Below are 13,969 nucleotides of genomic sequence, written 5' to 3' on the forward strand. Positions count from 1 at the left end.
ATTACGCCATGTCCCACACCCAACTGTTGCTATATCCCTTTGTGCGCTCCGCGTTCTTGCGGCTGACGGCCCTGCCCCTTTTCCTCTCGGCAATGTTGGCCCCTGCGCTTGCAGCCCCCGCCGTGGTGACTCCCACCAGCGGGCTGGTAACAATTGAATCCGACCTGCAAAAGGCCGATAACAGCACCGGAGTTGTGACAGCAACCGGCAATGTGCGCATCGTTTACCCCGACCAACGGGTGGTAGCCACGGCCCGTCAGGCCCAATACTTCAGTCGTGAGGGCAGGGTGGTGCTCAGCGGTGATGTGGATGTAATTCAAGATACGGGTCACAGCATCCAGGCAGAAAGGCTCGTGTATCTGGTGGAGAGGGAGCGGATCGTGGCTGAGCCGGCCCCTGGTCAGCAAGTGATCACCCACTACCGAATGAATGCGCCTACACCAAAGGAAGGCCTGATGCCATGAGTCTCGAGCTCGTAAATGTGGCGCTAGCCATCGGTGGCCGGCTGCTGGTCAACCACGTTTCCCTACAGCTTGAGCCAGGTGAAGTAGTGGGCCTGCTTGGTCCCAACGGGGCGGGCAAAACCACCACCTTTGGCTTGGTGACTGGCTTATTGCGCCCTGACTCCGGCCAGGTATTGATGGATGGCAAGGCAATCGAAAAACTGCCCATGCCCCAACGAGCCCGCCTAGGTATTGGCTACCTGCCCCAGGAGCCCAGCGTCTTTCGCCAGCTAAGTGTGCGTGACAATCTGAGCCTTGCCCTGCAGGAAAGTTCCACCCCGATGGAGCTGAGGCGCAAGCGTCTCAATGGCTTAATCGAGGATTTTCACCTCAGCGAATTTCAAAACCGCAAGGGATATCAGTTGTCCGGAGGCGAGAGGCGGCGCTGCGAAGTTGCCCGGGCATTGGCCGTGGGTATTGAGGGTCCCCGCTACCTGCTGCTGGATGAGCCTTTTGCGGGAGTCGACCCAATCGCGGTGTCGGATCTGCAGCAGTTGATCCACCAGCTCAAGGGGCGGGGCATGGGTCTGCTGATTACAGACCACAACGTGCGCGAGACCCTGGCAATCACCGATCGGGCCTACATCCTTTCTGAGGGATCGATTTTGGCTGCCGGCAGCTCTCAGCAGGTGGGTTCCGATCCCCTGGTCCGCCGCCATTACCTCGGAGAATCCTTCCAGCTATGAGTTGGTCACACCGCGCACGCCAGCAGCTGCTGACCCCTTGGCGCCAGCTACCCCTGCTGGATCGCTGGCTCCTAGCCGAACTGATCGGCCCCCTGATTTTCGGTGTAGCCGCATTCACCGCCGTATCCCTTTCAGTGGGTGCCGTATTTGAACTTGTGCGCCGGGTTGCGGAATCGGGGTTGCCCCTAGATGTGGCCGTGCGGGTGCTGGTGCTGGAGATGCCCTCCTTTTTGGTGCTCTCCTTCCCCATGGCCACGCTGATGGCCACCTTGCTCACCTATTCAAAGCTTTCAGGCAACAGTGAGCTCACCGCCCTGCGAAGTGTGGGGGTTGCCACTTGGCGAATGGTGGTGCCCGCCGTTGCCATCGCGCTGGTGATGACCATGCTCACCTTCACCTTCAACGAGGCAATCGTGCCGCGCACCTTGTTCGAGGCTAAAAACACCCTCAACCGAGCGATTGGCCGTGCCGTGGCTGGCGAACAGAAAGACAACGTCATGTTCTCTAAATACGGCGAGATACAGGCTGAAGACGGCAGCACGGAGCGGGGCCTTACCCACTTTTTCTACGCCCAACGCTTCAATAAAGGGGTGATGGAGAGGGTCACCCTGCTTGACCTTTCACGCCGAGGTCAACGGGTGCTGCTCAGTGCCGATCGGGCCCGCTGGAGCGAGGCCGAGGCCCAGTGGGAATTCCTTGATGGCCATGTCTTTGGAGTCACGGAGGGATCGGACAGCTCCACCACTTCAGCTGATTTCGACCGCTATCTATATCCCCTTGGTAGTCAGCCACTCCAGGTTGCCAAGCTGCCAAAGGATTCCAATTCAATGACAATCGGCCAAGCGCGAACCGCCGAGCGCCTGCTCAGAGAGGCCAGTGATCTGCAGGGTGCCCGCAAGCTTCGAGTTCGCATCCAGGAGAAGTTTGCCTTCCCCGCGGTCTGCTTGGTGTTTGGCTTAATCGGTAGCAGCCTTGGAGTGCGCCCCCATTCGCGCCGCAGCCGTAGCCAGGGTTTCGGGCTCAGCGTCCTGCTGATCTTTGGCTACTACCTGGTGGCGTTTGTTTTCAGTTCGCTCGGGGTCAAGGGAACGCTGAGTCCCTACTTCTCCGCCTGGCTGCCAGTGGTGATCGGTTTGGGTGGCGGCGTGTATCTGTTACGCCAGGCCAGCCGCTAACAGCACCTGCCATTCGCCAAACTGAGCAGATATCGAGTCGTTGCCCGTGCCCGCCCTGTTGAACGACCCAGTGCTTGGACTGGGTCTGACGGCGTTTGCCCTCCTGCTAGTCGCCCTGCCGCTGGCCTTCTGGTCCCTTAGCGGCGGCCGATCAAGCACGGCGGTCCGCTTGCTGGTTGCCGGCGCCAATCTCTGCCTCACGGCCCAATTGGTCTTGCGCTGGTGGGAATCGGGCCATTTCCCGATCAGCAACCTCTACGAATCCCTCTGCTTTCTCGCCTGGGGCTGCACCCTCACCCAGCTGCTGGTGGAGCGCACCTGGCCTTCGCCATTGGTGCCTGCAGCGGCTACCCCCATGGCCCTCGGCTGTGTGGCTTTCGCAAGCTTCGCTCTGCCGGATCGGCTCCAGGAAGCCTCGCCCCTGGTGCCGGCCCTGCGCTCTAGCTGGCTAGTGATGCACGTGAGCGTGATCATGATCAGCTATGCGGCCCTGCTGGTGGGGTCATTGCTTTCGTTAGCGGTGCTATTCACTGACCGCGGCAATTCAATGGAACTGCGCAGCAGCTCCATTGGTAGTGGCGGCTATCGCCAGGCCCAGCTGGCTACACCCCAGTTACAACTAAGCAGCGTGGCCATGCCTGCGGTTGAACAGCTTGATTCACTCAGCTACCGCACGATCACAGTGGGCTTCCTGCTGCTATCGGTTGGTCTGGTAAGTGGAGCGGTGTGGGCCAACGAGGCCTGGGGCAGCTGGTGGAGCTGGGATCCGAAGGAAACCTGGGCCCTGATCTGCTGGCTCGTCTACGCCGCATATCTGCACACTCGCTTGATCCGTGGCTGGCAGGGCCGCAAGCCCGCGCTCGTAGCCGCAGCGGGTTTGGTCGTGATCGTGGTTTGCTATATCGGTGTAAATCTTCTGGGCATTGGCTTGCACAGCTACGGGTGGTTCTTTGACAGCTAAAGCCTAAGCGCGCCTATCCAAAATATATTAAGTGTGAAACCTTATCTGCCCCCCCCCGCGAACACGGGCGAGGGGGTATTTTGAACTAGTCAGATGCTCATGCGCCGGGATGCTTGCTGTTGCGAATACCGGTGATTGCTGCGGCGTAATCAGGCTGGTTGAAGACACCAGAACCACTAACAATGGCATTGGCGCCCGCTTCAATCACCTTCCAGGCGTTTTCAGCCTTGATGCCGCCATCCACCTCAATCCAGGGATCGAGGCCACGCTCATCGCAAATGCGGCGCAGGTCGCGAATCTTTTGCACCTGGTTGTCGATGAAGCTCTGGCCACCGAAGCCCGGGTTGACACTCATGATCAGCACAAGATCGCAGAGCTCCAGGCAGTAGTCCAGCGTGTCTAGAGGTGTGCTGGGGTTGAGCACTGCACCAGCGAGCTTGCCAAGATCCTTGATCTGGGCAAGGTTGCGATGCAGGTGCGGGCAAGCCTCAACCTGCACAGAAATGATGTCAGCGCCAGCCTTGGCAAAATCAGCCACGTATCTCTCGGGCTCAACGATCATTAGGTGAACGTCGAGGGTCTTGGTGGTTACAGGCCTCAACGCCTGCACAATTAAGGGTCCAATGGTGATGTTCGGCACAAACCGGCCATCCATCACGTCAACGTGGATCCAGTCGGCACCAGCTTGATCGACAGCACGAACGTCTTCGCCGAGACGGGAGAAATCGGCGGACAGAATTGACGGGGAGATCACCAGGGATTTGGTGCTCATGCTGGATCAACCGATCGGGTGGCTTTGGATTGTAGGAAGTGGTCTGCAAACAAGCCTTGGGTGGTCCCCAGGTCCCATGGCCGCGAGCACTGATACAGTTGCGGCCGCTTCATCTTCGAAAGGCTTGGCAGCAACAGGCTTCTGACCTCGTGTCCCGCCAGGCCGACGCCATTACTGAAGCCCATTCCCCTGCCGGATCAACGTGGATCGCACCCTCATCCAGGAAATTCTCGAGGTCGTTGAGCAAGCTGCCATCGCCTCTGCCGAACTGACCGGCCTTGGCAAGAAGGATGAAGCTGACGCTGCAGCAGTCGAGGCCATGCGCACTCGCATGGGCCTAATCCAGATGCAGGGCCGCATCGTTATCGGTGAGGGCGAGCGCGATGAAGCTCCCATGCTCTACATCGGCGAAGAAGTTGGCAGTGGCACCGGCCCCGGTGTGGATTTCGCCGTTGATCCCTGCGAGGGAACCAACCTTTGCGCCAACAGCCAGCGAGGCTCCATGGCTGTCCTGGCCGCTTCTGATCGCGGTGGACTTTTCAACGCTCCCGACTTCTACATGAAGAAATTGGCTGCACCCCCTGCAGCCAAGGGCAAGGTGGACATCCGTAAGTCGGCTACCGAGAACATCAAGATTCTCAGCGAGTGCCTTGGTCTTGCAGCCAGCGAACTGACCATCGTCGTGATGGACCGTGCTCGTCACAAGGATCTGATCGCCGAGATCAGGGCCACTGGCGCCAGGATTCAACCCATCTCGGATGGCGACGTTCAGGCCGCCATCGCCTGCGGTTTTGCAGGCACTGGCACCCATTGCCTGATGGGCATCGGCGCAGCCCCCGAGGGCGTGATCTCCGCCGCAGCCATGCGGGCCCTTGGCGGTCACTTCCAGGGCCAGCTCGTGTACGACCCGGCCGTGGCTCAGACCTCTGAGTGGGCTGACTACACCAAGGAAGGCAACATTGCCCGTCTTAACGAGATGGGTATCACCGACGTAGACAAAATCTATGAGGCAGAGGAGCTTGCCTCCGGTGAAAACGTGGTCTTCGCTGGCAGTGGCATCACCGATGGCCTCCTGTTCCACGGTGTCAAGTTTGAGAAGGATTGCACCCGCACCAGCTCCCTGGTGATCAGCAACCTGGACAACACCGCTCGCTTTACCAATACCATTCACATGAAGGATGGGGCCCAGAGCATTGCGCTGAGCTGACGCCCGCCCCAGTCCGAGCACCCCAGCCAGCCTCCATGCACATTGCCGTCGTCGGCCTCAGTCATCGCACGGCTCCAGTGGAGATCCGGGAGCGCCTCAGCATCCCGGATCAAACCATGGAGGCTTCGCTGCAGCAGCTGCGAGCCGACGACCAGGTGCTGGAGGCATCCATCCTCAGCACTTGCAATCGGCTGGAGATTTACACCCTGCTCCGTCATCCGGAGCGGGGTATTTCCGCTGTCGGAGCTTTTTTAAGCCAGCTCTCCGGCCTGGCGGTCGAGGAGCTCACACCACATTTATTTACCTTTCATCACGAGGAGGCAATCAGCCACCTGCTGAGGGTTTCAGCAGGCCTCGATTCCCTAGTGCTTGGGGAGGGGCAAATCCTCTCTCAAGTAAAAAAAATGGTGAGGCTTGGCCAGGAGCACCACTCCGTTGGGCCAATCCTCAATCGGCTGCTTACCCAGGCGGTTAGTACCGGTAAACGGGTCCGTACGGAAACGAAACTTGGCACCGGCGCTGTCTCGATAAGTTCAGCAGCTGTGGAGCTGGCCCAGCTCAAAGTGGGTCAAGCACGAGGCCTCGATGAGCTGGTGCCCCTTGATCAGGAGCAGGTGGCGGTGGTGGGGGCAGGGCGCATGGCCCGCCTGCTGCTTCAACACCTTCAGGCCAAAGGCTGTAAGGGGCTTGTGCTGCTCAACCGCACGGTTAACAAGGCGGAACTACTGGCCGCTGACTTTCCAGCTCTGCCCGTTCAGTGCCGTCCCCTTGACGACCTGGACCATTGCCTCAGCACCTGCTCGCTGGTTTTCACTAGCACCGCTGCTGACACACCAATCATCACGGCTCAGCGCCTCAGCGGACTGAATCGCCGCTCCAGCTTGATGCTGGTTGACATCGGCGTGCCACGCAACATTTCGGCGGATACGGCTGGCCTGCCCGGCGTGCACTCCTACGACGTTGATGATTTGCAGGAGGTGGTAAATCGCAACCAGGAGGCTCGGCGCGAAATGGCAGCTGAGGCCGAAGGGCTGCTGCAAGAGGAGTCTCGTGTCTTCCTGGAATGGTGGGACGGGCTTGAAGCGGTGCCGGTTGTAAACCGGCTTCGGCGCCAGCTGGAAGACATCCGTGAGCAGGAGCTCCAGAAGGCCTTAAGCCGCATGGGTCCAGACCTGTCAGCCAGGGAGCGCAAGGTGGTTGAAGCCCTCAGCAAGGGCATCATCAACAAGATCCTGCACACCCCTGTTACCAACCTGCGGGCCCCCCAACCGCGCCAGCAGCGACACAGCGCCATGAGGGTCCTGGAGGATCTGTTTGATCTGCAGGAGCGTCCGCCAGAGCCTTGAACCAGCCTTGGGCACTGCAACAGTTCGTGCCGCAGGGGATCAAAAGGCTCGCCCAATAGCAGGACGCTCAAGTACGGTCAGCCCCGAGAACCGCTGGCAGCAGGATTTATGAAGCGTGTACTGGCAATAATTCTGGGAGGTGGTGCTGGTACCCGCCTTTACCCATTGACCAAAATGCGGGCCAAGCCAGCTGTGCCACTGGCAGGTAAATATCGGCTAATTGATATTCCAATCAGCAATTGCATTAATTCGGAAATCAATAAAATATATGTACTTACCCAGTTCAACAGTGCGTCGCTGAATCGTCACCTGACGATGAGCTACAACCTTTCGGCTGGATTCGGCCAAGGCTTTGTAGAGGTTTTGGCAGCCCAGCAGACCCCAGAAAGCCCAAGCTGGTTTGAGGGCACCGCCGATGCAGTCCGTAAGTACCAAGGACTTTTCCACGAATGGGACGTGGACCACTACCTGATTCTTTCCGGTGACCAGCTCTACCGGATGGACTACAGCCGTTTTGTTCAGCACCACATCGACACCGGCGCCCAGCTCACCGTTGGCGCCCTCCCCGTAGATCCTGCCCAGGCTCAGGACTTTGGCCTGATGCGCACCAGCAGTGATGGCCGTATACAAGAATTTCGGGAGAAGCCCAAGGGTGAAGCCTTGGAGACCATGCGGGTTGACACCCAGGCCCTTGGCCTGTCGCCGGAGGAGGCGGCCAAGCGCCCATACCTCGCCTCGATGGGCATCTATGTGTTCAGCCGCGACACCCTCTTTGACCTGCTGAGCAGCAACCCGTCCTCAACAGACTTTGGCAAGGAGATCATCCCCGCCTCACTGGCCCGCGGCGACCGGCTCCAAAGCTTCCTCTTTGACGACTACTGGGAGGACATCGGTACTATCGGCGCCTTCTATGAAGCCAACCTGGCGCTTACCGATCAACCCAACCCGGCCTTCTCCTTCTACGACGAGAAGTTCCCGATTTACACCAGGCCTCGCTACTTGCCGCCCAGCAAGTTGCAGGACGCCCAGGTAACCGCCTCGATCATCGGTGAGGGATCCTTGCTCAAGGCCTGCAGCATTCATCACTGCGTACTGGGCGTGCGCTCCCGAGTTGAAGACGAGGTAGTGCTCCAGGACACCCTGGTGATGGGAGCCGACTACTTCGAGTCCTCTGAGGAACGCCTTCTACTACGTGAACGTGGGGGCATCCCCATCGGCGTGGGCAGGGGCAGCACCGTTAAACGGGCCATCATCGACAAGAACGTGCGGATCGGAGACAACGTCACGATCGTCAACAAGGACCACGTGGAGGAAGCTGACCGGCCCGAGCTCAGTTTCTACATACGCAACGGCATTGTTGTGGTTGTCAAAAATGGGACCATCGCCGACGGCACGGTGATCTGAGCAGGGAAAGCTGCCAAGGTGTCAGGCCAAAAACCAGGAGTTGCTGACACCTTTGCCACCAAGTTGTGACGGATGCCTGGGCTGACCAGCACGCTTCGCCACACTGTCGCCAAAAGCTTCAAATTGAGTCATGGGCAAGGCGCATTTCGGCCTGATCGGTTTGGGAGTGATGGGGGAAAACCTCGTCCTAAATGCTGAGCGCAACGGCTACTCCTCCGTTGTGTTCAATCGCACCAAGGCAAAAACCGATGAGTTTCTGGCTGGTCGTGGCGTCGGCAAGGACATTGTTGGTGCCGCGACCCTTGAGGAGTTTGTGTCGACCCTGGAGCGTCCACGCCGCATCCTGATGATGGTCAAAGCGGGACAGCCTGTTGACGACACGATTGCGGCAATCTCCCCCTTCCTTGAAGAGGGTGACCTGCTGATTGACGGCGGCAATTCTCTCTACGCCGATACGGAACGCCGCGTTGCCGAGCTGGAGAGCAAGAGCTTCGGCTACATCGGCATGGGCGTCTCCGGTGGCGCCAAAGGCGCCCTCGAAGGGCCGAGCATGATGCCCGGTGGCACCAAGGCGGCCTACGACGCCATTGAACCGTTGGTGCGCAAGATGGCAGCCCAGGTAGACGATGGTCCCTGTGTCACCTACATCGGCCCCGGGGGCGCTGGCCACTTCGTCAAAACGGTTCACAACGGCATCGAGTACGCCATCGAGCAGATCCTTGCTGAGGCCTACGACCTGATGAAGCGGGTTGGCGGATTGAACGGCGACCAGATGGCCGACGTTCTAGCCAGCTGGAATCAAACCGAGGAGTTGGCCTCATTCCTGGTGGAGATCACCGAGGTATGCCTGCGCACCAAGGATCCCGAAACCGGTGCCGATCTGGTTGAGGCGATCGTTGATGCGGCTGGCCAAAAGGGCACTGGTCTTTGGACCGTGGTGAGTGCCCTGGAGATGGGTGTACCCGTGCCCACCATCTATGCCGCCCTAAATGCCCGAGTGCTGAGCTCCCTGCGCTCCGAGCGCCTCGAGGCGGGCGCCCTGCTTCCAGAGCCTGCCCCCCACAGCTTCGATCTTGGCAGCGCGGCAGATGCCATGGCTCCCCTGCGCGATGCCTGCATTGCCGCCTGCATCGTCAGCTACGGCCAGGGCATGGCCCTGCTGCAGGAAGCCTCAAAGCTGCACGATTACAACCTCAATTTTTCGGCCATCGGCCAGATCTGGAAAGGGGGCTGCATCATCCGGGCCCGCTTGCTGCAGCGAATTCAGGATGCCTATGGCGCCAATCCCAGCCTGGCAAACCTGATGCTCGACCCCTGGTTTGCCGAGCAGATCAACAGGCGTCTGCCGGGGCTGCGGCAGGTGGTTGCCGGCGCTGCCCTGGCGGGGATTCCCGTGCCCTGCTTAAGCAGCACCCTCGATTACATCGACAGCTACCGCAGCGCCCGCCTACCCCAAAACCTGGTCCAGGCGATGCGCGACTGCTTTGGCTCCCACACCTACGAGCGGGTCGACAAGCCTGGCAACTTCCACACCGAGTGGCTGGACTGATCCAATGACCCCAATCACTCCAGGCTCCACCACTCGCTATCGCCTGGTGGTGGCTGAGTCGGCAGCTGAGCTCGCCCGTCAGACGGCTCAAGCCCTGGCCTCTGAGATTGATCAGGTACTTGCCCAGCGCGACCGCGCCCAGATAGCACTCGCCGGCGGAGAAACACCAAAGGCGACCTATCGCTTACTCGGTCAGCAACACCTGCCCTGGGATCGGGTCGATGTGCTCCTTGGCGATGAGCGCTGGGTGCCAAGCGAAGACCCCTCCAGCAACGCCCGCATGCTTAGGGAAACCTTGATGGCGGATCTCCCCGGTGGCAAGGCCTGCTTGCACCCGGTTCCCACCCAGCTCGCCAGCCCGGAGCTAGGAGCGGCAGCGTACGCAGACCTGCTGCAACAACTGTGCGGCGACTTCCCACCGGTGCTGGACGTGGTGCTGCTGGGCCTCGGCGACGATGGTCACACCGCCTCGTTGTTTCCTGGCACCGTTGCACCGGGGGTGAGGGACCGCTCCGTAACCCTGGGGGAGGGCAAGGGTCTGCCCCGGGTCAGCCTTACAGCCCCAACCCTTTCAGCGGCGCGGCGGGTGATCTTTCTAGTGAGTGGGGCCGGCAAGGTGCAGGCCCTGCAACGGTTACTCGATCCCGAAGAATCGCCCATGCGCACCCCAGCCAAGTTGGTGCAGCCCACCACTGAGACTGAGGTGCTGATATTTGCTGACCAAGCAGCAGCTGCTGGAGTTGGCCAGTGATTCCCATCGCCAGCGGCGACGGCTTCATTGGCTGGCATCCCTTAAACGACACCGTGATGGGTGGGCGCAGCCAGGGCAACTGCCGGATCGCCTCAACAGGCCTTGAGTTTGAAGGCACGCTCGTTGAGGAAGGAGGGGGCTTCATCAGTTGCCGCTCGCCTCTGTTTTCTCCCCCTCTCGATCTTTCGAGTTGTGAGGGGCTCGAACTTGAGCTGCTTGGTGCTGGCAGACGCTTCAAGTTGGCGGTTGCCTGCGCTGACGGTCTGGCCGGTCTCACCAACTTGATCCCGGGGGGCCTGCGCTGGGTGATCGAATTCGCTACGGAGCCTGAGGGGCCCAGCCTCGTGAGGATTCCCTTCGCGGATCTAAGAGCCTCGGTGCGCGCTAAGCCGGTGGGGTTGCCCTTGAACTTTGACCCAAGTCGGATCAACAGACTGCAGCTTTTGCATTCACGCTTCGCCGATGATGGCGGCTTAAATGCTGGCTTCCGCGCCGGTCCGATCTACCTACAACTTCGCGCTGTACGTGGCTACCCCTGAGCTAGTTAATAGCAACCTGCAACAGCTGGTGGCAGCCGCCGCCGATCTCTGCCGCAAGCCATGGCGTCATGCCGTCCTGCCCCTGGATGATGCCCAGCGCTGCGACGATTGCAACCTGCGACTTGAGGTAAGACAGGCTGATGGGGAGCGCTATCCCGCCGCCGATCTCGAAATTGAGATCTATCGCAGCGGTAATGACCTCAACCTCACCCTGGCCTGGTGCCACGACCAGCAACGCCCCCTGCTTTGGCAGGGGAGCCATCCGGTGTGGATGGAGCCGGAGTCAGGGCTCCGCTGCGAGCGACCAGTTGATGGTGCCCCCCTGGAGGCTTTGGCACGAAGGCTCAGGGCGCTTTTGATGCCGCTTGACTGAGTCTTAGCTCAACCATCAGATCTCATCGGTCACAGCGCCCCTGCTGCTGCTGCCAACCAGGCGGGCATATTTGCCAAGCACCCCGGTGCGATAACGGGGCTCAGGCTTGACCCAGGCGGAGCGCCGCCGAGCGATTTCCGCATCTGGCACATTGAGCTGGATCAGCAGTTCGATGGCGTCCACCGTGATGCTGTCCCCTTCCTCCACCAAGCCGATTGTTCCGCCCACAGCAGCCTCGGGTGCAACGTGACCCACAACAAGACCAAAGGAGCCACCTGAAAAGCGACCATCGGTGATCAGGGCCACCGAATCGAGCATGCCCTGCCCCACGATTGCCGCCGTGGGACTAAGCATCTCCCGCATCCCAGGGCCACCCACCGGGCCCTCATTGCGCACAACGACCACATCACCGGGGCTGATCTGCTTATCAAGGATTGCGGCCAGGCAGGATTCCTCGCTTTCAAAAACCCTTGCTGGACCAGTAATTACAGGGTTTTTAACACCACTGATCTTGGCCACCGCACCTTCTTCAGCCAAGTTTCCCTTGAGTATCGCCAAGTGCCCTTTGGGATAAAGGGGGTTGCTAAGAGGACGGATCACGTCCTGACCAGAGGGGGGCTCGGAAGGAACAGACGCCAACAACTCAGCCAGAGTTTTGCCCTCAATGGTGCGGCAATCACCATGCAGTAAGCCCGCATCGAGCAGCAGCTTCATCACCTGTGGTATGCCACCGGCCTGATGGAGGTCAACGGTCACATAGCGGCCACTGGGCTTTAGATCGCAGATCACTGGCACCCGCTGGCGGATCGTCTCAAAATCGTCGATGGTTAGGGTTACTCCAGCGGTGCGGGCGACCGCCAGCAGGTGCAACACGGAATTGGTAGAGCCACCTACCGCCATGATCACGCTGATCGCATTTTCGAAGGCCTCGCGGGTGAGTAGGTCGCTAGGCAAGATATTTGCCTCAAGAGCATCAACCAAAACCTCAGCGCTGCGAGCAGCACTCTCTGCTTTCTCAGGGTCCTCAGCTGCCATGGTGGAGCTGTATGGCAGGCTTAACCCCAACACCTCAAAGGCGGCACTCATGGTGTTGGCGGTGAACATGCCACCGCAACTACCGGCACCTGGACAGGCATTTTTTTCAATAGCAGTGAGCTCCTGCTCATCAATACGACCACCGCTGTATTGACCGACTGCCTCAAAAGCACTTACTACCGTGAGATCACAGGCACCAAGCTTGCCAGGTTTAATCGTGCCACCGTAAACAAAGATCGAGGGAATATTCATGCGGGCCATCGCCAACATGGCTCCTGGCATATTTTTGTCACAACCACCAATTGCCAGCAAGCCATCCATACTTTGGGCGTTGCAGGCAGTTTCAATCGAATCGGCAATCACCTCGCGGCTCACCAGGGAATACTTCATACCCTCCGTGCCCATTGATATGCCATCGCTCACCGTGATGGTGCCAAACATCTGGGGCATGGCACCGGCTGTTTGAAGGGCCGTCTCAGCGCGCTGGGCCAGCTCGTTTAAGCCCAGGTTGCAGGGTGTAATTGTGCTGTAGCCATTGGCAATGCCAATAATCGGCTTGTTGAAATCGCCATCGCCAAAGCCAACCGCCCGCAACATGGCACGGTTAGGAGAGCGCTGGATGCCTTGCGTGATCGCTGCGGAGCGGAGCATGGTGACGGGTTGGGCTTGAAGAAACCTACCCACCGGGCCGAATGGCGCCGAAGCCCTAACCCTGGATGGTCATGGTCTCCAGTTGACGGCGCACGTCGTCGATCGCCTGGTTGAGCTCATGGACCCGATCGTGAAGGTCCCGATCCGTCCTGACAGCCTCCGGCGAGGCTGCGATTCCAGCGGCCCGGGCAGGCCGGCCTTGGTGCCGGCGTCGCTCTGCTTCAGCAAGCAACCACCAGGCAAGGCCAGCAGCACCAATAACAGCCCCAGCCAAGACGCTGAGGCTGGAACTGCCACCGGCTGGGGTGACGCCGTTGTGATTGCCCATAATTCAATCCCTTCTGTAGCGAGCCTAGGTATCGGTGGGCAATTCATCCAGCACCGTGCCACCGAACAACCGCTGCCTCACATCGCCGATACCAGGCACGATCGCCCCGGCTTCGTTCAAATCCGGATCGATGCCAGCGGCGTAGATGGTGAGGCTGCCGTGCCGCTCCCCCACAGCCTTGAGTCCTAGACCAGAGGCCAGGGATGTAATCACTCGTAAGCGATCGCCGGTCACGCCTAGGGCTGAAAGGTCATCGAGGAGTTGGAGCAGGGATTCGCCGTCTCCCAGTTCCGCTACAAACAGTAAAACTCCGCAGCGGGAGGGGATTGGCCCGGCTGGAGGGGTTATCACACCCAGGCTTTCTTGTAGATGGAGCACCTGGGCCGAGGGAAGCACTGTTTGGCCGCCCTGCCAAAGGCCAAGCCCAGCGGTCAGCAGGGGCAGGGCCAGCAGGGGAACCGCTGGATCCACCACGTCTGCCTCCGCCGCACAAAGGGGTGTTTCCAGCTGGATGCGCCTGTGGGGCAGCCAATCGCGCACAGCCTCATAGGTGAGCCAGCGACCTAGCTCGGCAGTAGCGGAGGCGTAAAGCGAACTAGGCGTGTGTCGATCGCGCAGTACGCCAAGCCAGTGGCCAATCAGGGGGTGGGGGGGAACCACCACCCGCAAAGCCATCACCATGGTTGCCA

Annotated in this window: 15 protein-coding genes; 11 read left to right on the forward strand and 4 right to left on the reverse strand. The window is 59.9% G+C overall.

Annotation, left to right across the window (positions count from 1 at the left end; translation table 11 throughout):
- Positions 1–92: 92 nt before the first annotated feature.
- From KBY85_RS02385 to ccsB, 4 genes are read left to right on the forward strand one after another with little or no spacing between them, the layout of a single operon-like run.
- Entirely contained in the window at positions 93–464 is a 372-nt protein-coding gene (locus tag KBY85_RS02385) for a hypothetical protein (RefSeq protein WP_254960004.1), read from the forward strand.
- Positions 461–1,189: an LPS export ABC transporter ATP-binding protein gene (gene lptB / locus KBY85_RS02390; protein WP_254959963.1), complete on the forward strand. Its 729-nt coding sequence runs from the start codon at positions 461–463 to the stop codon at positions 1,187–1,189. Before KBY85_RS02385 ends, lptB begins: the two co-directional genes overlap by 4 nt.
- Complete coding sequence (locus KBY85_RS02395) at positions 1,186–2,364, forward strand: LptF/LptG family permease (protein WP_254941064.1); 1,179 nt, start codon at positions 1,186–1,188, stop codon at positions 2,362–2,364. The genes lptB and KBY85_RS02395 overlap by 4 nt, the downstream gene beginning before the upstream one ends.
- A gap of 46 nt (positions 2,365–2,410) precedes the next feature.
- The gene (gene ccsB / locus KBY85_RS02400; RefSeq protein WP_254941063.1) at positions 2,411–3,325 is read left to right on the forward strand and encodes a c-type cytochrome biogenesis protein CcsB; all 915 of its coding nucleotides are present in this window, start codon (positions 2,411–2,413) and stop codon (positions 3,323–3,325) included.
- Positions 3,326–3,422: 97 nt separating this feature from the next.
- On the opposite strand, the gene rpe is transcribed toward ccsB, so the two are convergent.
- Positions 3,423–4,097 carry a ribulose-phosphate 3-epimerase gene (gene rpe, locus KBY85_RS02405; RefSeq protein WP_254959964.1) on the reverse strand — a complete coding sequence of 225 codons (675 nt, stop codon included), beginning with the start codon at positions 4,095–4,097 and terminating at the stop codon, positions 3,423–3,425.
- 202 nt (positions 4,098–4,299) lie between these two features.
- On the opposite strand from rpe, the gene glpX reads away from it, so the two are divergent.
- The 7 genes from glpX to KBY85_RS02440 all read left to right on the forward strand — a co-directional run bounded on the left by glpX (position 4,300) and on the right by KBY85_RS02440 (position 11,266).
- Entirely contained in the window at positions 4,300–5,304 is a 1,005-nt protein-coding gene (gene glpX / locus KBY85_RS02410; protein WP_106501811.1) for a class II fructose-bisphosphatase, read from the forward strand.
- Positions 5,305–5,339: 35 nt separating this feature from the next.
- The gene (locus tag KBY85_RS02415; RefSeq protein ID WP_254959965.1) at positions 5,340–6,650 is read left to right on the forward strand and encodes a glutamyl-tRNA reductase; all 1,311 of its coding nucleotides are present in this window, start codon (positions 5,340–5,342) and stop codon (positions 6,648–6,650) included.
- A gap of 108 nt (positions 6,651–6,758) precedes the next feature.
- Positions 6,759–8,054 carry a glucose-1-phosphate adenylyltransferase gene (locus tag KBY85_RS02420; protein WP_254941060.1) on the forward strand — a complete coding sequence of 432 codons (1,296 nt, stop codon included), beginning with the start codon at positions 6,759–6,761 and terminating at the stop codon, positions 8,052–8,054.
- A 130-nt stretch (positions 8,055–8,184) separates the two neighbouring features.
- Positions 8,185–9,603 (forward strand): NADP-dependent phosphogluconate dehydrogenase, encoded by a 1,419-nt coding sequence (gndA, locus tag KBY85_RS02425; RefSeq protein WP_254959966.1) that lies wholly within the window; start codon positions 8,185–8,187, stop codon positions 9,601–9,603.
- 4 nt (positions 9,604–9,607) lie between these two features.
- Positions 9,608–10,354, forward strand: a complete 747-nt coding sequence (gene pgl, locus KBY85_RS02430; RefSeq protein ID WP_254959967.1) for a 6-phosphogluconolactonase — start codon at positions 9,608–9,610, stop codon at positions 10,352–10,354.
- The gene (locus tag KBY85_RS02435; protein WP_254959968.1) at positions 10,351–10,893 is read left to right on the forward strand and encodes a CIA30 family protein; all 543 of its coding nucleotides are present in this window, start codon (positions 10,351–10,353) and stop codon (positions 10,891–10,893) included. Before pgl ends, KBY85_RS02435 begins: the two co-directional genes overlap by 4 nt.
- Complete coding sequence (locus tag KBY85_RS02440; protein WP_254941056.1) at positions 10,880–11,266, forward strand: hypothetical protein; 387 nt, start codon at positions 10,880–10,882, stop codon at positions 11,264–11,266. Before KBY85_RS02435 ends, KBY85_RS02440 begins: the two co-directional genes overlap by 14 nt.
- Before the next feature lie 15 nt (positions 11,267–11,281).
- Here the strand turns inward: KBY85_RS02440 and ilvD are convergent, their stop codons facing one another.
- From ilvD to KBY85_RS02455, 3 genes are read right to left on the reverse strand one after another with little or no spacing between them, the layout of a single operon-like run.
- Entirely contained in the window at positions 11,282–12,952 is a 1,671-nt protein-coding gene (gene ilvD / locus KBY85_RS02445) for a dihydroxy-acid dehydratase (protein WP_254941055.1), read from the reverse strand.
- Positions 12,953–13,007: 55 nt separating this feature from the next.
- Positions 13,008–13,280, reverse strand: coding sequence for a hypothetical protein (locus KBY85_RS02450; protein WP_254959969.1), 273 nt, complete (start codon positions 13,278–13,280; stop codon positions 13,008–13,010).
- 24 nt (positions 13,281–13,304) lie between these two features.
- A complete protein-coding gene (locus KBY85_RS02455; protein ID WP_254959970.1) occupies positions 13,305–13,961 on the reverse strand; it encodes a uracil phosphoribosyltransferase in 657 nt (218 codons plus the stop codon).
- Positions 13,962–13,969 lie beyond the last annotated feature (8 nt).

This window comes from Cyanobium sp. BA5m-10, assembly GCF_024346255.1.
Lineage (GTDB): Bacteria > Cyanobacteriota > Cyanobacteriia > PCC-6307 > Cyanobiaceae > Cyanobium_A > Cyanobium_A usitatum.